20 protein-coding genes and 1 riboswitch are annotated in these 19,858 nt (G+C 68.0%); of the genes, 6 read left to right on the forward strand and 14 right to left on the reverse strand.

The genetic code is table 11. From position 1 onward, the window contains the following. The first annotated feature begins 16 nt into the window (after positions 1 to 16). Both HUK65_RS12685 and clpB read left to right on the forward strand, forming a co-directional pair. Entirely contained in the window at positions 17 to 1,105 is a 1,089-nt protein-coding gene (locus HUK65_RS12685) for an ABC transporter ATP-binding protein (RefSeq protein WP_179906640.1), read from the forward strand. A gap of 221 nt (positions 1,106 to 1,326) precedes the next feature. Beyond that, complete coding sequence (gene clpB, locus HUK65_RS12690) at positions 1,327 to 3,948, forward strand: ATP-dependent chaperone ClpB (RefSeq protein ID WP_179906641.1); 2,622 nt, start codon at positions 1,327 to 1,329, stop codon at positions 3,946 to 3,948. 128 nt (positions 3,949 to 4,076) lie between these two features. On the opposite strand, the gene HUK65_RS12695 is transcribed toward clpB, so the two are convergent. From HUK65_RS12695 to HUK65_RS12745, 11 genes are all read right to left on the reverse strand, one after another. Continuing rightward, positions 4,077 to 4,808 carry an ABC transporter permease gene (locus HUK65_RS12695; RefSeq protein ID WP_179906642.1) on the reverse strand — a complete coding sequence of 244 codons (732 nt, stop codon included), beginning with the start codon at positions 4,806 to 4,808 and terminating at the stop codon, positions 4,077 to 4,079. Further along, positions 4,805 to 5,539 carry an ABC transporter ATP-binding protein gene (locus HUK65_RS12700; protein WP_179906643.1) on the reverse strand — a complete coding sequence of 245 codons (735 nt, stop codon included), beginning with the start codon at positions 5,537 to 5,539 and terminating at the stop codon, positions 4,805 to 4,807. The genes HUK65_RS12695 and HUK65_RS12700 overlap by 4 nt, the downstream gene beginning before the upstream one ends. Further along, a complete protein-coding gene (locus HUK65_RS12705) occupies positions 5,536 to 6,210 on the reverse strand; it encodes a TenA family protein (RefSeq protein WP_179906644.1) in 675 nt (224 codons plus the stop codon). Before HUK65_RS12705 ends, HUK65_RS12700 begins: the two co-directional genes overlap by 4 nt. Further along, complete coding sequence (locus HUK65_RS12710) at positions 6,207 to 7,154, reverse strand: ABC transporter substrate-binding protein (RefSeq protein WP_179906645.1); 948 nt, start codon at positions 7,152 to 7,154, stop codon at positions 6,207 to 6,209. Before HUK65_RS12710 ends, HUK65_RS12705 begins: the two co-directional genes overlap by 4 nt. 12 nt (positions 7,155 to 7,166) lie before the next feature. Next, a complete protein-coding gene (locus HUK65_RS12715; protein ID WP_179906646.1) occupies positions 7,167 to 8,120 on the reverse strand; it encodes a HesA/MoeB/ThiF family protein in 954 nt (317 codons plus the stop codon). After that, entirely contained in the window at positions 8,117 to 8,713 is a 597-nt protein-coding gene (locus HUK65_RS12720) for a thiamine phosphate synthase (RefSeq protein WP_179906647.1), read from the reverse strand. The genes HUK65_RS12715 and HUK65_RS12720 overlap by 4 nt, the downstream gene beginning before the upstream one ends. Continuing rightward, positions 8,710 to 9,471: a thiazole synthase gene (locus tag HUK65_RS12725; protein WP_179906648.1), complete on the reverse strand. Its 762-nt coding sequence runs from the start codon at positions 9,469 to 9,471 to the stop codon at positions 8,710 to 8,712. Before HUK65_RS12725 ends, HUK65_RS12720 begins: the two co-directional genes overlap by 4 nt. Before the next feature lie 3 nt (positions 9,472 to 9,474). After that, positions 9,475 to 9,672, reverse strand: a complete 198-nt coding sequence (gene thiS / locus HUK65_RS12730; RefSeq protein WP_179906649.1) for a sulfur carrier protein ThiS — start codon at positions 9,670 to 9,672, stop codon at positions 9,475 to 9,477. Further along, on the reverse strand, positions 9,662 to 10,630 hold the full coding sequence (locus HUK65_RS12735; RefSeq protein WP_179906650.1) for an FAD-dependent oxidoreductase: 969 nt from the start codon (positions 10,628 to 10,630) through the stop codon (positions 9,662 to 9,664). Before HUK65_RS12735 ends, thiS begins: the two co-directional genes overlap by 11 nt. Next, entirely contained in the window at positions 10,623 to 11,441 is an 819-nt protein-coding gene (thiD, locus tag HUK65_RS12740; protein WP_179906651.1) for a bifunctional hydroxymethylpyrimidine kinase/phosphomethylpyrimidine kinase, read from the reverse strand. Before thiD ends, HUK65_RS12735 begins: the two co-directional genes overlap by 8 nt. A gap of 56 nt (positions 11,442 to 11,497) precedes the next feature. After that, positions 11,498 to 11,600: riboswitch (TPP riboswitch) on the reverse strand. A gap of 222 nt (positions 11,601 to 11,822) precedes the next feature. Continuing rightward, a complete protein-coding gene (locus tag HUK65_RS12745; RefSeq protein ID WP_179906652.1) occupies positions 11,823 to 13,154 on the reverse strand; it encodes an NAD(P)/FAD-dependent oxidoreductase in 1,332 nt (443 codons plus the stop codon). Positions 13,155 to 13,229: 75 nt separating this feature from the next. Between HUK65_RS12745 and speB the strand changes: the two genes are divergently transcribed. Further along, a complete protein-coding gene (gene speB / locus HUK65_RS12750; RefSeq protein WP_179906653.1) occupies positions 13,230 to 14,198 on the forward strand; it encodes an agmatinase in 969 nt (322 codons plus the stop codon). Further along, positions 14,195 to 14,650, forward strand: coding sequence for a DUF1499 domain-containing protein (locus HUK65_RS12755; RefSeq protein WP_179906654.1), 456 nt, complete (start codon positions 14,195 to 14,197; stop codon positions 14,648 to 14,650). Before speB ends, HUK65_RS12755 begins: the two co-directional genes overlap by 4 nt. Before the next feature lie 182 nt (positions 14,651 to 14,832). On the opposite strand, the gene HUK65_RS12760 is transcribed toward HUK65_RS12755, so the two are convergent. The 3 genes from HUK65_RS12760 to HUK65_RS12770 form a co-directional block, all read right to left on the reverse strand. Next, a complete protein-coding gene (locus HUK65_RS12760; RefSeq protein ID WP_179906655.1) occupies positions 14,833 to 15,003 on the reverse strand; it encodes a hypothetical protein in 171 nt (56 codons plus the stop codon). A 63-nt stretch (positions 15,004 to 15,066) separates the two neighbouring features. Continuing rightward, on the reverse strand, positions 15,067 to 16,377 hold the full coding sequence (gene purB, locus HUK65_RS12765; RefSeq protein WP_179906656.1) for an adenylosuccinate lyase: 1,311 nt from the start codon (positions 16,375 to 16,377) through the stop codon (positions 15,067 to 15,069). A gap of 70 nt (positions 16,378 to 16,447) precedes the next feature. Next, entirely contained in the window at positions 16,448 to 17,326 is an 879-nt protein-coding gene (locus HUK65_RS12770; RefSeq protein WP_179906657.1) for a DMT family transporter, read from the reverse strand. Between the two features lie 127 nt (positions 17,327 to 17,453). Between HUK65_RS12770 and HUK65_RS12775 the strand changes: the two genes are divergently transcribed. Beyond that, positions 17,454 to 18,935: an AMP nucleosidase gene (locus tag HUK65_RS12775; RefSeq protein WP_179906658.1), complete on the forward strand. Its 1,482-nt coding sequence runs from the start codon at positions 17,454 to 17,456 to the stop codon at positions 18,933 to 18,935. Positions 18,936 to 19,082: 147 nt separating this feature from the next. Further along, positions 19,083 to 19,373, forward strand: a complete 291-nt coding sequence (locus HUK65_RS12780) for an HU family DNA-binding protein (protein ID WP_179906659.1) — start codon at positions 19,083 to 19,085, stop codon at positions 19,371 to 19,373. Positions 19,374 to 19,858 lie beyond the last annotated feature (485 nt).

Below are 19,858 nucleotides of genomic sequence, written 5' to 3' on the forward strand. Positions count from 1 at the left end.
GGGGAGGGAGGGGCCAATGGCTGACCTGAAGCTGACGGATGTCGAAAAGGCCTATGGCGATGTCAAGGTGCTCAGCAACATCAACCTGGACATCAAGAAGGGTGAGTTGATCGTCTTTGTCGGCCCCTCGGGCTGCGGCAAGTCCACCCTGCTGCGGATGATCGCGGGGCTGGAGCGGATCACCGGCGGAGAGTTGCAGATCGACGGCATGGTGGTCAACGACATCCCGCCCGCGCAGCGCGGCATTGCGATGGTGTTCCAGTCCTACGCGCTTTATCCGCACATGACCGTGCGCGAGAACATGGCTTTCGCGCTGAAGATCGCCAAGAAGTCGAAGCAGGAGATTGACGCGGCGGTGAACCGCGCGGCAAAGATCCTGCAACTGGACCAATACCTTGACCGCCTTCCGCGCGCGCTTTCCGGTGGCCAGCGCCAGCGGGTGGCGATCGGGCGGTCGATCGTGCGCGACCCCAAGGTCTATCTGTTCGACGAGCCGCTCTCGAACCTGGACGCTGCGCTGCGGGTCGCCACGCGGATCGAAATTGCGCAGTTGAAGGAGTCCATGCCCGATTCGACGATGATCTATGTGACCCATGACCAGGTCGAAGCCATGACCCTGGCGACCCGCATCGTGGTGCTGGCAGGCGGCGGCATCAGCCAGGTGGGCAGCCCGCTGGAGCTGTACAACCGCCCTGAAAACGAATTCGTGGCCCAGTTCATCGGCTCTCCGGCCATGAACATGGTGCCGGGTGAGGTGGTGGAGACCGGCGCGCAAACCGTGATCAGGCTTGAAGGCGGCGGCACCGCGCGCGCCGACATTCCCACCACCGGCGCAGACAAGGGGATGAAGGTCAATCTGGGTGTGCGCCCCGAGGATGTCACCGCCACCGATGGCGAAGACTTCCTCTATCGCGGCGAGGTCGAGATCGTCGAGGCTCTGGGCGAATTGACCGTGCTGTATTTCAAGCCTGACGGGCGGGAAAAACCGTTTCTGGCGAAACTGCCCGGAACCCATGCCGAAATGCGCGGCCAGACTGTCAAGCTGGTGGCGGATCCGGCGAAGGTGCATCTGTTCCACAACGGGAGATCTCTGCTGTATCGGTGATGCAGCGGGCGCCTGCAGTTCATGCACTGCACTAGAAGCGCCTTTTAAAATACTGAATAATGATGATTTTGCAGGATGTCCCTGAAGCGCCCCTTTCAGCGGCGGTGCCATCTTGCAACAGTCCTGCCCACTCCCCAAGTAAGGGATGAGGCCCGGATCAGGGGCGTGCCGCACAAAGCGGGCGCCCGATTGCCCGGGCGCTTGCAAAGGAGTGACAGGCCATGAATATCGAGAAATTTACCGAACGCGCCCGCGGGTTTCTGCAGGCCGCACAAACCATCGCCCTGCGCGAGGATCACCAGCGGCTGGTGCCGGGGCATCTGCTCAAGGCGCTGCTGGATGACCCCGAAGGCATGGCCGCCAACCTGATCAAACGCGCCGGTGGTGCGCCGGACCGTGTGGCCCAGGCCAATGACATCGCGCTGGCCAAGCTGCCGCAGGTGCAGGGCGGGCAAGGGCAGGTCTATATGGACGCCCAGACCGCCAAGGTGCTGGATCAGGCCGAGAAACTGGCGCAGAAGGCCGGCGACAGCTTTGTCGCTGTCGAACGGCTGCTGACCGCGCTGGCGCTGGTCAAGTCCGAGGCCAAGGATGCACTGGATGCGGGCGCGGTGAACGCGCAAAGCCTCAACGCCGCGATCGAGGACCTGCGCAAGGGCCGCACCGCCGACAGTGCGTCGGCCGAAGAAGGCTATGAAGCACTCAAGAAATACGCCCGCGACCTGACCGAAGCCGCCCGCGAAGGCAAGATCGATCCCATCATCGGCCGGGATGAGGAGATCCGCCGCTCGATGCAGGTGCTCTCGCGCCGGACCAAGAACAACCCAGTTCTGATTGGTGAACCCGGCGTGGGCAAGACCGCCATCGCCGAGGGCCTCGCACTGCGCATCATCGATGGTGACGTGCCGGAATCCCTGCGCAACAAGCGGTTGATGGCGCTGGACATGGGCGCGCTGATCGCGGGCGCGAAATACCGTGGCGAGTTTGAGGAGCGGCTGAAATCCATCCTGTCCGAAATCACCGCCGCCGCCGGGGAAATCATCCTCTTCATCGACGAGATGCACACGCTGGTCGGCGCCGGCAAATCCGAAGGCGCCATGGATGCCGCGAACCTGATCAAGCCCGCCCTGGCGCGCGGCGAGCTTCACTGCGTCGGCGCCACCACGCTGGATGAATACCGCAAGCATGTGGAGAAGGACGCAGCCCTTGCCCGCCGCTTCCAGCCTGTGCTGGTCGAAGAACCGACCGTCGAAGACACGATCTCCATTCTGCGCGGCATCAAGGAGAAGTATGAACTCCACCACGGCGTGCGCATCACCGACAGCGCGCTGGTCTCGGCCGCCACGCTCAGCCACCGCTACATCACCGACCGCTTCCTGCCGGACAAGGCCATCGACCTGATGGACGAGGCCGCCTCCCGCCTACGCATGGAGGTGGACAGCAAGCCCGAGGAACTGGACGCGCTGGACCGCGAGATCCTGCAAAAGCAGATCGAGGCCGAGGCGTTGAAGAAGGAGGACGACGCTGCGTCCCGCGACCGGCTGGAACGGCTGGAAAAGGAACTGTCCGACCTCCAACAGCGCAGCGCCGAGATGACGGCCACATGGCAGGCTGAACGCGACAAGCTGGCCTCGGCCCGCGACCTGAAGGAACAGCTGGACCGCGCCCGCGCCGAACTGGACGCCGCCAAGCGCGACGGCAACCTGGCCCGCGCAGGCGAGCTGTCCTACGGCATCATCCCGGGGCTGGAAAAGCAACTGGCCGAGGCCGAGGACCGCGAGGGCGCCGAGATGGTCGCCGAAGCGGTGCGGCCCGAACAGATCGCCCAGGTGGTCGAACGCTGGACCGGCATTCCGACCTCCAAGATGCTCGAAGGCGAGCGTGAGAAACTCCTGCGCATGGAAGAAGAACTGCACAAGCGCGTGGTCGGCCAGCACACGGCGGTGCGCGCGGTGGCCAACGCCGTGCGCCGCGCCCGCGCCGGGCTGAATGATGAAAACCGCCCCCTCGGCAGCTTCCTGTTCCTCGGCCCCACCGGGGTGGGCAAGACCGAACTCACCAAGGCCGTGGCGGCCTATCTCTTCGATGATGACCAGGCCATGGTCCGCATCGACATGTCCGAATTCATGGAGAAACACGCCGTGGCCCGGCTGATCGGCGCGCCTCCGGGCTATGTCGGTTACGAAGAAGGCGGGGTGCTGACCGAAGCCGTCCGCCGCCGCCCCTATCAGGTGATCCTGTTCGATGAGGTCGAAAAGGCCCACCCCGAAGTCTTCAACGTGCTCCTGCAGGTGCTCGATGACGGGGTGCTGACCGATGGCCATGGCCGCACGGTGGATTTCAAGCAGACGATGATCGTGCTGACCTCGAACCTCGGTTCGCAGGCGCTCTCACGCCTGCCCGAAGGGACCGACAGCGCCCAGGCGCGGGCCGAGGTGATGGAGGCCGTGCGCAACCATTTCCGCCCCGAGTTCCTGAACCGGCTCGATGAAACCGTGATCTTTGACCGGCTGCGGCGCGAGGATATGGACGCCATCGTGGACATCCAGATGGGCCGCCTCCTCAAACGCCTCATGGCGCGCAAGATCACGCTGGAGCTGGACGACAGCGCCCGCACCTGGCTGGCCGATGAAGGCTATGACCCGGTCTTCGGCGCCCGCCCCCTGAAGCGCGTGATCCAGCGCGCGGTCCAGGACCCGCTGGCCGAAATGCTGCTGGCGGGCGAGGTCACGGATGGCGCCACCGTCCCGGTCACCGCCGGGCCGGACGGGCTGATGATCGGCGCGCGCCTGTCGGCCTCTCAGCGCGACGCCGACAACCGTCCGGACACGGTGCTGCACTGATCGTCATTTTCTTGCGCCAAATACTCCGGGGGAGCCCAGCCCCATGCGGGGCTGGGCGGGGGCAGCGCCCCCAACGCGCCTGCCCCTTGGGGCAGGCACATAAGCTTGCGCGCTCTGCGCGCTCCGCTTTACTTGCGTCGCAAAGTTGTCTCGAACGCCAGAAACAGTGACAGGCTCAGCCCCGCCAGCACAATCAGGGCCGCGAACATCAGATCCGTCTGCCCGCGCCCATTGGCCATCAGCATCAGATATCCCAACCCCCGCGATGATCCGACCCATTCGCCGATGACCACCGCAAAGGGCGCATAGATGATCGCCAGCCGCAACCCCGAGGCCAGCGCCGGCAGCGCGGTGGGCAGTTGCAACAGGACCAGCCGACGCAAGGGCCGCGCCCGCATCAGCCGCGCCATGTCCTCCATCGCCGGGGGCAGGCGCATCAACCCGTCAAAAAACGCCGATGTCACCGGGAAATACACCACCAGCATCACCATCACCACCTTGGACGCCGCGCCATAGCCCAGCCACAGGGTGATGATCGGCGCCAGCGCAAAGACCGGGATCGCCTGGGCAAAGATCAGCATGGGCCGCAGCAACAGCCGCGCCCCGGGGGACATCGCCAGGTTCAGCGCCGTGACCACCCCCAGCGCAACCCCCGCCGCCAACCCACTCAGCAGGTTCACGGCCGTGAAGCGCGCGTGCTCGCCCAGCATCGCGGCATTGTCCCAAAGCGTCGCGCCCACGCGCCCCGGCCCGGGCAGGATGAAGGGCGGCACCCCGCTGGCCCAGACCACGCCCTGCCACAGCGCCAATGCGACCCCCAGCGCCAGAACCCCGCGCAACAGGCTCCGCGCCGCGCTCATGCCGCAGCCGCCCCTTGCAGGCGGGTCAGCAGCGCCGCCTGCGCGGCAAGCGTCTGCGGGTCGTCATGCGCGCGCAGGGGCGCCGCCGGGGGCAGGTCCAGCGCAATGGCGCCGCCCTGGCCCAGCAGCCAACAGTGATGCGCCAGACGCACTGCCTCCAGCGGGTCGTGGGTGATCAGCAGCACCGTGCGCCCGGCCAGCGCCCGCGCGGCCAGATCCTGCATGGCCAGCCGGGTCGCGGCATCCAACGCGGAAAATGGCTCGTCCAGAATGACGATCGGCGCGTCCTCCATCAGCGTGCGCGCCAGCGCCACGCGCTGCCGCTGCCCGCCCGAAAGCGCCCCAGGCCGGCGCCGCTCCATCCCGCCCAGCCCCAGATCGGCCAGCAATGCGCGCGCGCGATCACGCTCGGGGCGCTGCCCGCGCAGCCGCGCGCCGATTACAACGTTTTCCAGCACCGAGGCCCAGGGCAGAAGCTGCCCCTCCTGCGCCATCAGCGCCACGCGCCCGGCCGTCCCGTGCCCATCGCTGGTGCCGAACCTGCCGCGCAGCCCCTGCGGCCCGGGCAACCCCGCAACCAGCCGCCCGATGGTGGATTTCCCCACCCCCGAAGGCCCCAGCAGGCAGCCCCATGCCCCGGGCGGCACCTCCAGCGCCAGCCCTGGCAGCAGCACATCGCCGTCCAGCAGCAGATCGCCCCGCAGATGCAGCCCCGGCGCCTGGTCGGTCATGGCCCGGCCAGCCCCATGTCCCAGAAACCGACCTCCAGCCGGGTGGCGGTGGCGAAGCGCTCGGACAGGCGCGCAAACCGGGGTGATTGCGCCCAGCCCGCCCCCAGCCGATGCGCCAGCGCGCCGTCGATCAGCGCGCCCACATCGCGGCAAAGCCCCTGGTAGTCATCCCCGCCATAGGTTGCGATCCATTCGCCATAGGGGCCGCCGCTGCCCTGCAGCCGGGCGCCGATCTCGCCATAGCCCAGGACGCAGGGCGCCAGCGCCGCCATCAGGTCCAGGAAATCGCCGGAATAGCCAGCCTCTAGCACATAGCGGGTATAGGCGAGGTTGCCGGGTGCTTCCTCGGTCGCTTCCAGCGCCGCCGCATCGATACCCTCGCGCGCGCAGATTTCCACATGCAGGGGCATTTCGGTATGCACCAGCGCATGGACCGTGGCGGCGGCGGCCTGCATTTCGGCCAGCGTATCGGCCTTGGCTGCGGCCAGCGCCCAGGCGCGCGCGAAATGGATCAGGAACACGTAATCCTGCCGCAGGTAATGCAGGAAGGTCGCGCGCGGGAGCGACCCGTCGCGCAGCCCTTCGACAAAGGCGTGGTGGGTGTAACCCCGCCACGCCGGGGTGGCCTTGCGCCACAGTGCGAAGGCCTGGCCATAGTCCGGCGCGGTCATGGTGCCACCGCGGTGACGTCCAGTGCCAGCGCATCCACCGCCAGCCCGCCTTGGGTGGCGCCGCGCTCGGCCAGGAATGCCTCGAACCGCGCATAGCGGCCGGCGTCCAGCGCGGCGGGGCGGGTGGCGAAGCGGGGCCAGGTGTCCGCCCATGCGCGGATGTTCAGCTCGGTCTGCAATTCGGACGCGGTGGCCGAGAAGATCTCCCACGATGCCTCGGGGTGGTTGAGGATGTGATTGGTGGCCTGGGCCGTGGCCTCCAGGAAGCGGGCGATCAGGTCGGGGTCCATGCGGTCGGGGTTGGCCACATAGATCAGCTCGTCATAGGCGGGCACGCCCTCGGCCTCGGGGTAGAAGCAGCGCCCTTCGGTGCCTTCGATCTGCAACTGGTTCAGTTCAAAGTTGCGAAAGGCGCCGATCACGCCATCCACCTGCCCGGACATCACCGCGGGCGAGATCGACCAGCCGATGTTGATCTGCTCTACATCGTCCGGCTCCATGCCGTGATGGGCCAGCATGGCGTCCAGCATGACCTCTTGCACGCCCGCCACGGCAAAGCCCACCTGACCGCCGCGCAGGTCCGCGAACTCCTGCACCGGGCCATCGGCCATGACCACCAGGCAGGTCAGCGGGGTGGAAATCAGCGTACCCACCCGGCGCAGGGGCAGGTCGTTGTGGCGGCTCAGGTGCAGTTGCGGCTGGTAGCTGATGGCCAGATCCACGCGCCCTGCGGCGGCCATGCGCGGCGGGTCATTGGGGTCGGCGGGGGTGATGGTTTCAACCTCCAGCCCGGCGTCGGCGAACAGGCCCAGTTCCTGCGCCAGGATGATCGGCGCATGGTTGGGGTTCACGAACCAGTCCAGCATGATGCTGAGCCTGTCCTGCGCCTGGGCGGGCAGGGCAAGGGTGATGGCAAGCGCCGAAATGCAGAGCAGGCGTTTCATGGATGGCTCCTTTCAGTCGGTGACGGCCAGCAGGGCGATCCGCCCCGGCCAGAGGGATTGCAGAACCTGCCCCGCGTTATGCGCGCGCAGACCCGTGGCGCAGGCCAGCACCACGCGGGTATCGGGCGGGGGGGTCAGGGTGTGGATGGCATCGGGGGGGATGTGGCGGGCGGCGGGGCTGAAGGGGGGCGCTTCGGTCCGCAGATCGATGAGCAGGTCATCGGCGTGAAGCTGGCTGCGGGCGACGAAGGGCAGGGGGTGTTCGGGCTCGGGCGCGCGGTCAAAGCGGAAGCCGCCCATGCGCCAGGTTGCGGCATCAAAGGTCAGGAGTTGCCCCAGGGCCGAGGGCGCCAGCCCCAGGACCACCGACAGCGCCATCTGCGCCTGCAGCGCGCCGATGGTGCCCACCACCGGCCCCATCACCCCGGCGGTGGCGCAGGTGGCGCCGCGTTCGGGCAGGTCGGGGAAGATCGCGCGCAGGGACGGCGCCGTGCCGCAGCACCCCGCCACATAGCCCGAAAGCGCCAGGGCCGAGGCCGTGATCAGCGGCCTGCCCGCCGCGTGGCAGGCATCCGACAGCGTCAGGCTGGCGGCAAAGGTGTCGGCGCAATCCAGCACCACATCGGCATCGGCCACCAGGGCGGGGGCGTTGGCCGGGTCCAGCCAGTGGGCGCGCGGGTCCACCGTCACGCCCGGGTTCAGCGCGGCCAGCGCCGCCGCGGCCGCCTTCGCCTTGGGCGTGCCGATCTGGTCCATACGATAGAGCGGCTGACGATGGAGGTTGCTCTCGGCCACCCGATCGCCATCGACCAGCGTGATCCGGCCCAGGCCCGCGCCTGCCAGATATTGCAACACCGGCACGCCCAGCCCCCCGGCGCCGACCACCAGCGCGTGGGCGCGCGTCAGCTTCGCCTGGCCTGCATCGCCCACCTGCGGCAGGATCGTCTGGCGCGCGTAGCGGGTCATGCGCAGACCTTCAGCCAGTCCCGCATCCGGGAGTCCGGGTCCGGGTGCAGGGTGATGTCGGTGACGGCGGCGATCAGGTCTGCCCCGGCGTCAAATGCGCCGGGGGCGCGTTCGACACTCATGCCGCCGATGGCGCAGAGGGGAATGTCCCCGATCAGGTGCTTCCATTCGGACACCCGGTCCAGCCCCTGTTCATGCCATTTCATCTTTTTCAGGATGGTGGGATAGACCGGCCCCAGCGCCACGTAATCCGGGTCCAGCGCCAGCGCGCGGTCCAGTTCGGCATGGTCATGGGTGGACACCCCCAGCCGCAGCCCCGCGCGACGGATGGCGGGCAGGTCGGCGCTGTCCAGATCCTCCTGGCCCAGATGCAGCCATTCGGCGCCCTCGTCCAGCGCCAGGTGCCAGTGGTCGTTGATGACCAGCGCCGCGCCATGGTCGCGCGCCATGGCCAGCCCGGTGCGGATGTCCAGCCGCAGGGCGTCCGGGTCACGCTCCTTGATGCGCAGTTGCACGAAACGGACGCCCAGCGGCAGGGCGCGGGCCAGCCAGTCCACGGAATCAAAGATGGGGTAGAAGCGCGGCAGGGTCATAGCCAGGCCTTTCCGATAACGGGGGTGGAGGGCTGGGCCATGTCGCGCGGGGCCATGGGGTCGGCTGCGCGCGCCAATGCGCCCGCCTGCGCGGCCAGGCCAAAGGCGCGGGCCATGGCCGCCGGGTCCCCAGCTTGTGCGACGGCGGTGTTCAGCAGCACGGCGTCGAAGCCCAGTTCCAGCGCCTCGGCCGCGTGACTGGGCAGGCCGAGGCCCGCATCGATCACCATGGGCACATCCGGGAAGGCGGCGCGCAGGGTGCGCAGCCCGTAGCGGTTGTTCAGCCCCAGCCCGGACCCGATGGGCGCGCCCCAGGGCATGAGCACCTGCGCGCCCGCCTCCAGCAGGCGGGCAGCGAGGACCTGATCCTCGGTGGTGTAGGGAAAGACCTCGAACCCGTCGGCGGCCAGCGCCTCGGTCGCCTCCAGCAGGCCGAAGGGATCGGGCTGGAGCGTGTCGGCATGGCCGATGACCTCCAGCTTGATCCAGTTGGTTTCGAACAACTCGCGCGCCATCTGCGCGGTGGTGATCGCCTCGCGCGCGCTGTGACACCCGGCGGTGTTGGGCAGGATATGCACGCCCAGGGCGCGGATGATGTCCCAGAAGGCCTGCCCCTGTCCGCCCTCACGCCGCAGGGAGACCGTGGCCACCGAGGCGCCGGAGGCGCGGAACGCCTCCTGAAGCACGGCGGGCGAGGGGTATTGCGCCGTGCCCAGCATCAGCGGGCTGGACAGCGTGACGCCGTAGAAGCTGCGCATGGCTCAGCCCCCCTGCATGGGGGCGAGGATTTCCAGCCGGTCGCCCTCGGCCAGCGGGGTGGTGGCGCGGGCGCCCTTTGGCAGGAAGTCGCCGTTCAGCGCGGTGGCTACGCGGGCCTCGGCCCAGCCCAGTTCGGCGAGGGCCTCGGCCACCGTGGTGGCGGTGACGTCATGCGCCGTTCCATTCACGTCAATCTTCATGGACCAGGTCCCCTTTCTGGCCGGTGGTCAGACAGGCCACGGCCTGCTGCGCCAGCGCGGGCGCCATCAGATAGCCGTGGCGGAACAATCCGTTCAGGTGCAGCACCCGCCCGCGCCGGATCACGCGCGGCACATTGTCGGCAAAGGCCGGGCGCAGGTCGGCGCCGGTTTCCAGCACCTCGGCCTCGGCAAAGCGGGGGTCCAGCGCATAGGCGGCGCTGAGCAGTTCCAGAATCGCCCGGGCCGAGACCCCGCGCCGGTCGGCGCTTTCGATCTGGGTGGCGCCCAGCATGTAGACGCTGTCCGCGCGTGGCACGATATACAGCGGGTGGCGCGGGTGCAGCAGGCGGATGGGGCGCGTCAGGTGGATATCAGGGGCGCGCAGGACCAGCATCTCGCCGCGCACGGCGCGCAGGCCGGGCAGGGCGGCGGCAAGGCCGCGCGCATCGATCACCGGGCCCGCGATGTCCTGGGGCGTGGCGCTGGTGCGTTCGATGGCAACGCCGCGTTCGGCCAGTGCGGCCACAAGGTCAGCCAGGGCGCGGCGCGGGTCCAGGTGGGATTCGGCGGGGAAGTGGAGCGCGCTGCGCGGGCCGGGTAGGTCGGGTTCCAGGTCCTGCACGGTGTTGGTGAGTGTCTCATGCCCTTCGGTGCGGCGGGCGAAGCGGTCAAGCTCGCCCCGGTCGCGCTCCAGCGCCACCACGAGAGAGCCGCGATGCGTGACCTCGGTCACTTCGGCCCAGGCGGTGGCGGCGGTCTGGCCGTGGGTGACGATGGCGGGCTCGGCCACCGCTCCCTCGCAGAACGGGGCCAGCATGCCTCCCGCCCACCACGAACACCCATGCGGGCCGGGCGGGCCGGTACGGTCGAGCAGGCGCGGGGTGAGCCCCGCCTGCGCGCAGGCCCAGGCCGCCCAGAGCCCGGCCACCCCGGCGCCGATGACGGTGACATCAGCCATGGCGCCAGACCTGGTGGAAGTGGTGGACCGGCCCGTGGCCTGTGCCGACGCCCAGCGTATCGGCGGCGGCGATGGCGCGCTGGAGGTAGTCATGGGCCGTGGTGACGGCCTTTGGCAGGGGGGCGCCCTTGGCCAGCCCGGCGGCGATGGCAGCCGAGAGGGTGCAGCCGGTGCCATGGGTGTTGCGGGTGCGCTGGCGCGGGGCGGTCAGGCGCAGCATCTCGTTGGCGGTGATCAGCAGGTCCACGCAGGTGTCGCCCTGCGCGTGCCCGCCCTTCATCAGCACCGCCCCGGCGCCCAGGTCGCAGAGCGCGCGGCCCTGCTCGGCCATGGTATCCTCGGACGTGGCGGGGGAGGTGCCAAGGAGGTCGGCAGCCTCGGGGAGGTTGGGGGTGAGCAGGGTGGCGCGAGGCAGCAGGTGGGTGCGAAGGGCGTCCAGCGCCTCGGCCGGCAGCAGGCGGTCGCCGGATTTCGCCACCATCACCGGGTCCAGCACCAGCGGCAGATCGTGGCCTTGCAGCGCGTTGGCGACGGTTTCGATCGCCTCGGCCCCGCCCAGCATGCCCAGCTTTGCGGCGCGGATGTCCAGATCGTCAAAAACGGCGGCAATCTGGGCGGCGATCATGGCGGGGCTGGCGGGTTCCACCAGGGTCACGGCGCGGGTGTTCTGCGCGGTCAGGGCGGTGATGACGCTGGCGCCATAGACCCCGAGCGCGGAGAACGCCTTGAGATCCGCCTGAATCCCAGCGCCGCCGCCGGAGTCCGACCCAGCTATGGTCAGGGCGATGGGCGTTGCGGCTTTGGGGGTCATGGGCGCCTCCTTGGACGTCTTGTCGGACGCAGAGAGGCGGATTGCGGCGGGGTTTTCCCCATGGTCGCACCGTTCCCTACGCCGGTATCATCCGGATCAGGTTCGATGGGTTGGCGCGCGGCCTCTCAGTCCCGTGACGGGACACCCCAACGGTCGTTGGTATGAGATATACACAGTTTGAATGACGGGGCAAGAGGGGGTGTGCAGGAAATCCATGCGGTGATGTGATGGGTTAAGTGTGTCATTTAAGATATTGAAATTATGTCTATTAATAAAGTTCATGGGCGGCGCGGCAGGGCGCTCCGAATGGCTTTCGGTGGGTGCAATGAACAACGCCGCAGCCTGCGCAGGCTGTTGCGTGCAGCAGGGCTTGCGCCGAAATCAGGCCTGTTTGATCCGCGCGACGGGGCCGTCCAGCCCGCGCAAAACCGCCATGCCCGCGCGCAGCATGGCGCGCCGGGGCAGCGGGATGCGCGGCGGGGCCTGGCGCAGCAGGGCGGGCAGGGTCTGGCGGCCCTCGGCCATGAGTGCGGCCATCCGGCGCCCGGCCTCGGATGCGGCGGCTACGCCATTGCCATGCCAGCCCAGCGCCGCGTGCAGCCCGTCCGCCCCCGGCACCGACCCGGCATAGGGGGCCAGCGATCCGGTGAGGCACACCAGCCCGGACCAGCTGCGTTCGGTCCGGGCGGCGGCGAAACCGGGGAACAGGATTTCGAACTCGGCCCGGGCAGTCGCTTCAAACTCCTTGAGCGCAGACGGGCGGGCCGAAAAGCCCCCGCGCGCTCCGAACAGGAATCGCCCGCAGGGCAGCAGGCGGAAGTAATGCAGCAGCCGCCGGGTGTCATAGGCCATCACGCGGGAGGTCCAGCCCTGGGCGGATTGCTCGGCGGGGCTGAGTGGGCGTGTGACCAGGATGTTCGAGAGCACCGGCAGCACCCGCCGCGCCAGCCAGGGCGGCAGGCGTTCGTCCGTGTAGCCATTGGTGGCAATCAGCACCTTGCCCGCCCGCAGGGTGCCGTGATCGGTGCGCAGCAGCCAGCCGTCGCCCTGGGGCGTCAGGTCCCGCACGGCGCTGTTGCCGTATGTCCGCACACCCGCCGAGTGTGCCGCCTGCGCCAGCCCCAGAGCGTATTTCAGCGGATGAATGGAGAAGCCCAGCGGCTCCAGCACGCCGCCATGGAAGCGGGGGGCGTAGAGCCCGGCCTCGCGCAGCGCGTCAGGGGGCAGGAGGCGCGCGCCGGGGTCCAGGGGGGCGGCCTGCATCCGGGTCCAGGCGCGGGGGGAATGGGCGAGGGCCAGCTCGCCCTCGGGGCCCTTGTCGGCGTCGATGCCGTAGCGGGTGAGGTTATGCGCCACGCGCGCGACCGATGCCGCCTGGAAATCGGCGAACGCCTGCGCGCCTGCGGCGCCGACACGGGCGCGGATGGCCCGGTCCGACAGCTTGCTGCTGCCCGCGCAAACGAACCCACCATTGCGGCCCGAGGCGCCCCAGCCGGGCTGTCCGGCCTCCAGCACGGCGACATCCCGCCCGAACCCCTCGGCCAGTTCCAGCGCGGCGTTCAGCCCGGCGTAGCCTGCGCCGATGATGGCGATATCGGCCCGGGCGCTGCTGGTCAGCGCGGGGCAGTCGGGCGCAGGTGGCGCGGTTGCACGCCAATGGCTGTCCGGCCAGTGGGCGGTGTCATAGGCTTCGGCTTCATAGAGTCTGGGCATGCTGCGGGCCGGAGTGGTTGCCTTGGGGAGGAATTTGATCATATTCTGGCGTGATTATCCCCCGGAGGCAACACCATGGCATTGCAGGATGCGGAACACCAGGTCGATGCGGCGCTGAGCGGGCCGGTGCGCCGTGGCCAGGTCTATGAAAACACCTTTGGCGGGGTGATCAGCTTCTTGCGCCGCAGTTACAGCAAGGATCTGGCCGGGGTGGATCTGGCGGTGACGGGGGTGTGTTTCGATCAGGCGGTGACGAATCGCACCGGCACGCGCTTTGGGCCGCGGGCGATCCGCGAGGCCTCGACCCTGCAGGCGGCGGACCCGCCCTATGGCTGGGGGTTCGATCCGCTGAGCACGCATCGGATCGTGGATTATGGCGATCTGGCCTTCGATTATGCCCGCGTGCAGGACTTCCCGGATGCGCTGAGCGCCCATATCGCCACCATTCTGGACGCGGGCGCCGGGTCGCTGGTGCTGGGCGGCGATCATTACATCACCCTGCCGATCCTGCGCGCCCATGCGGCGCGGTTCGGCCCCATGGCGGTGGTGCAGTTCGATGCCCATTCGGACCTCTGGGCAGATGATGACATGGCGCGGATCGACCATGGCACCATGATGTACAAGGCGGTGAAGCAGGGCTATGTGGACCCGGCACGCTCGGTCCAGATCGGCATCCGGACGGAATGCCCGGATTACCTGGGCGTCAATGTGATCGACACGTTCGAGATGCACCGCGACGGCCCCGAGGCGGTGGCGGCCAAGGTGCGCAGGATCGTGGGCGAGGGTCCCTGCTATGTCAGTTTCGACATCGACGCGCTGGACCCGGCCTTTGCGCCCGGCACCGGCACGCCGGTCTGGAACGGGTTGACGCCCAATCAGGTGGCGGTGACGTTGCGCGGGTTGCGGGGGCTGGCGATGACCGGGGGCGATGTGGTCGAGGTCTCGCCGCCCTATGATCTGACGGGGGCGACGGCGGTGGCGGGGGCGCATGTGGCGACGGAACTGCTGTGCCTTTATTGCGCGGGCAAGGAGGCGCGGGGATGATCAAGCTGGCGGTTCTGGCGGCGCTGGGGGTGGTGGTGGCGGTAATGGGCTATATCCGGCTGGCGCCGCATGATCCGGCGCGCTGGCATGAGGATCCGACCCTGGTGGCGCGGCCAGGCACGCCGAATTACCACCTGATCCGGTTGGTGGGGGGCGATGCGATCGCGCCGGTCTATGACACCACCCCCGAGGCTCTGGCGCAGACCCTGGACGGGATTGCGCGGGCCGATGGGGCGGAATTGCTGGCTGGCTCGGTCGAGAGCGGGCATATGACCTATGTGACCCGCACGCCGATCATGGGGTATCCGGATTATACCTCGGTCAAGGTGGGGCCGGTGGGCGAGGGGGCGAGTTTTTCGGCCTTTGCGCGGGCGCGGTTCGGGCGGTCCGATCTGGGGGTCAACCGCGCGCGGCTGGAGCGCTGGAGGGCGGCGCTGGACGCGATATTCTGAGTGGCTGGTGCGTGTGGGGGGCCGGGGAAGCGCCCCCGAGCCGCGCCCACCCGCCCACCCTGCGCGGCCCGGGGGCGCTGTCCGGCGCGGGCGCCGGACAGGGGCAACCTGTGCGGCGAAGAACAGGCATGAAAAAGGCCGCGCCCGGTGTGGGGCGCGGCCTGAGATCCGGTGGTGCGGCCTTAGCTGCTGAGCGGGGTGATGCAGCTGCTGGTGTCGCTGTCCCAGACCTGCCCGTCGCTGCAGGCGGCGGCGGTCTGTTGCGGGGTCATGCTGCCGCAGCCGCCCCATGCCAGTGCCAGCGAGGGGGTCATTGCAAGGGCCAGAGCAGCCAGGGTTGCCTTGGTCTTCATGGTCAGTCCTCCGTTAGCTCCCGCGTTGAACATAGCACAGGACGGGGGCTGTCCAGAAGAAAATTACCCGTTGCCCCCAAAAACCCGTTCGAAAATTGTGTCCACATGCTTTGTGTGATGCGCAATGTCGAAATTTGCGGCGATTTCGGCGTCAGACATGGCGGCGCGGACGTCAGGGTCGGCCAGAAGTTCCTCCTGGAAATCGCGGCCCTCTTCCCAGACCTTCATGGCGTTGCGCTGGACCAGGGTATAGGCATCCTCGCGCGAGACGCCCTTTTGCGTGAGCGCCAGCAGCACCCGCTGCGAGTGGATCAGCCCGCGGAACTTGTTCATGTTGGCGATCATCGCGTCCGGATAGACCACCAGCTTGTCTATCACGCCGGTCAGGCGGGACAGCGCGAAATCCAGCGTCACGGTGGCGTCGGGGCCGATCATGCGTTCGACGGAACTGTGCGAGATGTCACGCTCATGCCAGAGCGCCACGTTTTCCAGCGCCGGCACCACCATCCCGCGCACGATCCGTGCCAGCCCGGTCAGGTTTTCGGTCAGCACCGGGTTGCGCTTGTGCGGCATGGCGCTGGAGCCCTTCTGGCCCTTGGAGAAGAACTCCTCGGCCTCCAGCACCTCGGTCCGTTGCATGTGGCGGATTTCGGTGGCGATGTTTTCGACCGAGGAGGCGATCACGCCGAGGGTGGCAAAGAACATGGCGTGGCGGTCGCGGGGGATGACCTGGGTGGAAATGGGCTCCGGGCTCAGGCCCAGTTTGGCGCAGACATGCGCCTCCACCGACGGGTCGATATTGGCGAAGGTGCCCACGGCGCCGGAAATCGCGCCGGTGGCGACTTCGGCCCGGGCGGCCTCCAGCCGGGTGCGGTTGCGGGCCATTTCGGCGTAAAAGCGGGCAAAGGTCAGGCCCATGGTGGTGGGTTCGGCGTGGATGCCGTGGGAGCGGCCGATGCGGATGGTGTCCTTATGCTCGAACGCGCGGCGCTTCAGGGCCTCCAGCAGCGCGTCCAGATCGGCCAGCAGCAGGTCAGCGGCGCGGACAAGCTGGATGTTGAAGGTGGTGTCCAGCACGTCGGAACTGGTCATGCCCTGATGGACGAAGCGGGCTTCCTCATGGCCGATGATCTCGGCCAGGTGGGTCAGGAAGGCGATGACGTCATGTTTGGTCACGGCCTCGATCGCGTCGATCCGCGCCACGTCGAATTCCACGTCCTTCGCGCGCCAGACGGCGGCGGCGCTGTCGGCGGGGATCACGCCAAGGGCAGCCTGGGCATCGCAGGCATGGGCCTCGATCTCATACCAGATGCGGAACTTGGTCTCGGGCGACCAGATGGCGACCATCTCGGGGCGGGAATAGCGGGGGATCATGGGCGCGGGTCCTCTGGCAGCCGGGGGTTGGCGGCGGTCATAAAGCCCGGGCGGGCGGGCTGCAAGGCGCTCAGCCCGTGCGTTGGGGGCGGCGGGCGATCTGCACGGCCAGGATCCCCGCCATAATGACCAGAACGCCGATCACGTCATAGATGCCCAAAGCCTCGTTCAGCAGGATCGCGGCGATGACCACGCCAAAGAACGGGTTGAGGAAGTGGAAGGTCGCCGCGCGGATGGCGCCGATGCGCGCGACCAGCAGGAACCAGACCCAGGTGGCGGCCAGCCCGGGGATAAGCGTGGTATAGGTGAAGGCGGCGATCAGGCGCGGGGTCCAGGTGACCTCCCAGCTTTCGAACAGGACGGCGGGGACGGCCAGCGCGGCGGCGCCGATCAGCATCTGCAGCCCCACCACCATCAACAGGTTCCCGCCCGTGGCCGAGGCCGTGCGCACCGACAGCGTTGCCACCGTCAGCGCCAGTACGCCGATCACGCAGAGCGTCAGGCCATAGAGATCCACCCCCGCGCCCAGCCGCATTCCCATGATCAGGCTGACCCCTGCAAACCCCGCCAGCAGCCCCGCCATCGCCAGCGGGCGCAGGCGTTCGCGCAGGAACACCCAACTGGCCGCCGCCACCATCAGCGGCATGGAAGAGGCGATGATCGCGGCCAGCCCGGCCTCGATCGTCTGCATGGCCATGAAGTTCAGCCCCAGATACATGGCGTTCTGCGACACCCCGAACAGCGCCGTTGCCCGCCATTGCGCCGGCGTCAGCGCCCAGCTTTGTCCCAGCGCGCGGGCAATGGCGATGCCGATCACCCCCGAGATCAGGAAGCGGATCGCCAGCGCCGTCAGGGGCGGGGCGTCCAGCACGATCATCCGCGCCGAGGTAAAGGCCGAGGACCACATCAGCGCAAAGGCCAACCCCATGAGTATCGCGCGAAAATCCAAACCTGCCCCCAATGCGTTCCGGCCCCTTGCCATAGCCGCTGGAGCAGGGGGATACCAGACCCCGCCCGCGCTTGCCTTGGGGCGCGGTTCGGTGGCACTGTGCAGCGCCTGCAAGATCGGAGCAAAGATGGACCAGACCAACGCCTTTGACATCGTCACCCCGCCCGCCTCCGAACCGCGCAGCTTTACCGATGCCGCCGCCGCCGTGGCGCATCTGAACGCGCTTTATGCCGAGGCGACGGCCTTTCTGATCGCGCGCTTCAATGCCGTGGTCGCCGGCGAGGTGCCCCAGGCCCGGTTCCGCGCCTTCTACCCGGAAATTCGCATCACCACCACGCGCTATGACCAGGCCGATTCGCGGCTGGCCTTTGGCCATGTGGCCCAGCCCGGCACCTATGCGGCGACGATCACCCGGCCTGACCTGTTCCGCAATTACCTGGAACAGCAGATCGGGCTTCTGATGCAGAATCACTCGGTCCCCGTGGTGGTGCAGGGCTCCACCGTGCCGATCCCCATCCATTTCGCCATGGCCGGGCGCGGCGATGTGGCCCTGCCTGAAAACGGCGAGATGACGCTCAGCCTGCGCGATATCTTCGACGTGCCGGATCTGGCCACCACCAATGATGACATCGTCAACGGCGAGGGCGTGCGCAACACCGATGGCTCCACCCCGCTGGCGGCGTTCACGGCGCAGCGGGTGGATTATTCGCTGGCGCGGCTGGCCCATTACACGGCCACCAGCGCCGAGCATTTCCAGAATCACATCCTGTTCACCAACTATCAGTTCTATGTGGATGAGTTCGAGGCTTTTGCCCGCGCCGCCCTGGCCGACCCTGACAGCGGCTATACCGAATTCGTCGGCCCGGGCGATCAGGTCATCACCGAGGCCGACGCGCCCCTGCCGGGTGTCGCGCGGTTGCCGCAGATGCCGACCTATCACCTCAAACGTGGGCGCAATGCGGGGATCACGCTGGTCAATATCGGGGTGGGGCCGTCGAACGCCAAGACGGCGACCGACCATATCGCCGTGCTGCGCCCCCATGCTTGGCTGATGGTGGGCCATTGCGCGGGGCTCAGGAACTCGCAATCCCTGGGCGATTTCGTCCTGGCCCATGCCTATCTGCGCGAGGATAACGTGCTGGACGCGGACCTGCCGGTCTGGGTGCCGATCCCTGCGCTGGCGGAAATCCAGATCGCGCTGCAGGATGCGGTGGCGCAGGTCACGCAGCTGGAAGGCTATGAGCTGAAGAAGATCATGCGCACCGGCACCGTGGCCACCATCGACAACCGCAACTGGGAATTGCGCGACCAGTCCGGCCCGGTGCAGCGGCTGTCACAGTCGCGCGCCATCGCGCTGGACATGGAAAGTGCCACCATCGCCGCCAACGGGTTCCGCTTTCGCGTGCCCTATGGGACGCTTCTGTGCGTGTCCGACAAGCCGCTGCACGGTGAGTTGAAGCTGCCCGGCATGGCCAGTGCGTTCTACAAGACCCAGGTGGCGCGGCACCTGCAGATCGGGATTCGCGCCATGGAACTGTTGCGCGAAATGCCGCTGGAACGCATCCACAGCCGCAAGCTGCGCAGCTTTGACGAGACTGCCTTTCTGTAGGGTAGCGGCGTTTTTTTGCATCATTTCCTGTGGAAATCGCCGAAAAGCGCCGCTTGGGCGATTGTGCCCCGCTGCAACTTGTCGCTAGATGCGCGCGGCAATGAAACACGCCGGACAAAAAGGCGTGATGCAACCAGGAGAGACAGAATGAACCCCAGACCGATGACCAAGACCCAGCTTGTCGCCGCCATCGCCGAGAAGATGGGCACCGAGAAGAAGACCGCTTCGGCCGCGCTGGACGCGATCACCGACATCATCACCGAAGAGGTGTCCAACGGCGGCGCCGTGACCCTGCCCGGCATCGGCAAGATCGCCTGCCGCGCCCGCCCCGAGCGTCAGGTCCGCAACCCCGCCACCGGCGAGACCATGACCAAGCCCGCCGACAAGGCCGTCAAGATGACCATCGCCAAGGCGCTGAAGGACAGCGTGAACGAGTGACCCGGGTGTGGGGCGCGGCGGACCTGCGGGTCCGCCGGCGCTCTGGGGGCGGTGATGCCGCGCGCGCCGCAGATTGGCGTCGGAGCGCCCCCAAGCGGAGCGGCCCTGGTGCGAAATGCAGGGCGCCAGTCCGCCGCGCCTCGCCGCCCTCTCCCGCACGGCGATAACGCTGCCGGAACTGCATGGCCTTGGTCCTGTTCGGATTTGGCCGACAGAAAGCGCTTTAGATTTCGCCCGGGATTACCGCACCGCAGCCCCATTCCGCGCGACGTCGCGCGGGAAGGAAAAAACCGTCTCCGTCCAGATCGCTGCCTGTTGGACGCAAAGCGTCCCGCGCTGGTGGCCCGGGATAGGGCTTGTGGAACGCGCGCCAAGGAACAGCTTGCCGGCCCCTTGCCTGAACGCTAGTGTTCGCCACCTGACACAAGGTGCCCTGTGACGGATTGGAGCCCTGAGCGGTCGCTCCCCGGCGCGGAATCAAGGGC

The sequence above is a fragment of the Rhabdonatronobacter sediminivivens genome, assembly GCF_013415485.1.
Lineage (GTDB): Bacteria > Pseudomonadota > Alphaproteobacteria > Rhodobacterales > Rhodobacteraceae > Rhabdonatronobacter > Rhabdonatronobacter sediminivivens.

Coding starts and splice junctions, on each gene's coding strand:
- HUK65_RS12685 (WP_179906640.1), top strand. CDS start 17: ATGGCTGACCTGAAGCTGACGGATGTCGAAAAGGCCTATGGCGATGTC.
- clpB (WP_179906641.1), top strand. CDS start 1,327: ATGAATATCGAGAAATTTACCGAACGCGCCCGCGGGTTTCTGCAGGCC.
- HUK65_RS12695 (WP_179906642.1), bottom strand. CDS start 4,808: ATGAGCGCGGCGCGGAGCCTGTTGCGCGGGGTTCTGGCGCTGGGGGTC.
- HUK65_RS12700 (WP_179906643.1), bottom strand. CDS start 5,539: ATGACCGACCAGGCGCCGGGGCTGCATCTGCGGGGCGATCTGCTGCTG.
- HUK65_RS12705 (WP_179906644.1), bottom strand. CDS start 6,210: ATGACCGCGCCGGACTATGGCCAGGCCTTCGCACTGTGGCGCAAGGCC.
- HUK65_RS12710 (WP_179906645.1), bottom strand. CDS start 7,154: ATGAAACGCCTGCTCTGCATTTCGGCGCTTGCCATCACCCTTGCCCTG.
- HUK65_RS12715 (WP_179906646.1), bottom strand. CDS start 8,120: ATGACCCGCTACGCGCGCCAGACGATCCTGCCGCAGGTGGGCGATGCA.
- HUK65_RS12720 (WP_179906647.1), bottom strand. CDS start 8,713: ATGACCCTGCCGCGCTTCTACCCCATCTTTGATTCCGTGGACTGGCTG.
- HUK65_RS12725 (WP_179906648.1), bottom strand. CDS start 9,471: ATGCGCAGCTTCTACGGCGTCACGCTGTCCAGCCCGCTGATGCTGGGC.
- thiS (WP_179906649.1), bottom strand. CDS start 9,672: ATGAAGATTGACGTGAATGGAACGGCGCATGACGTCACCGCCACCACG.
- HUK65_RS12735 (WP_179906650.1), bottom strand. CDS start 10,630: ATGGCTGATGTCACCGTCATCGGCGCCGGGGTGGCCGGGCTCTGGGCG.
- thiD (WP_179906651.1), bottom strand. CDS start 11,441: ATGACCCCCAAAGCCGCAACGCCCATCGCCCTGACCATAGCTGGGTCG.
- HUK65_RS12745 (WP_179906652.1), bottom strand. CDS start 13,154: ATGCCCAGACTCTATGAAGCCGAAGCCTATGACACCGCCCACTGGCCG.
- speB (WP_179906653.1), top strand. CDS start 13,230: ATGGCATTGCAGGATGCGGAACACCAGGTCGATGCGGCGCTGAGCGGG.
- HUK65_RS12755 (WP_179906654.1), top strand. CDS start 14,195: ATGATCAAGCTGGCGGTTCTGGCGGCGCTGGGGGTGGTGGTGGCGGTA.
- HUK65_RS12760 (WP_179906655.1), bottom strand. CDS start 15,003: ATGAAGACCAAGGCAACCCTGGCTGCTCTGGCCCTTGCAATGACCCCC.
- purB (WP_179906656.1), bottom strand. CDS start 16,377: ATGATCCCCCGCTATTCCCGCCCCGAGATGGTCGCCATCTGGTCGCCC.
- HUK65_RS12775 (WP_179906658.1), top strand. CDS start 17,454: ATGGACCAGACCAACGCCTTTGACATCGTCACCCCGCCCGCCTCCGAA.
- HUK65_RS12780 (WP_179906659.1), top strand. CDS start 19,083: ATGAACCCCAGACCGATGACCAAGACCCAGCTTGTCGCCGCCATCGCC.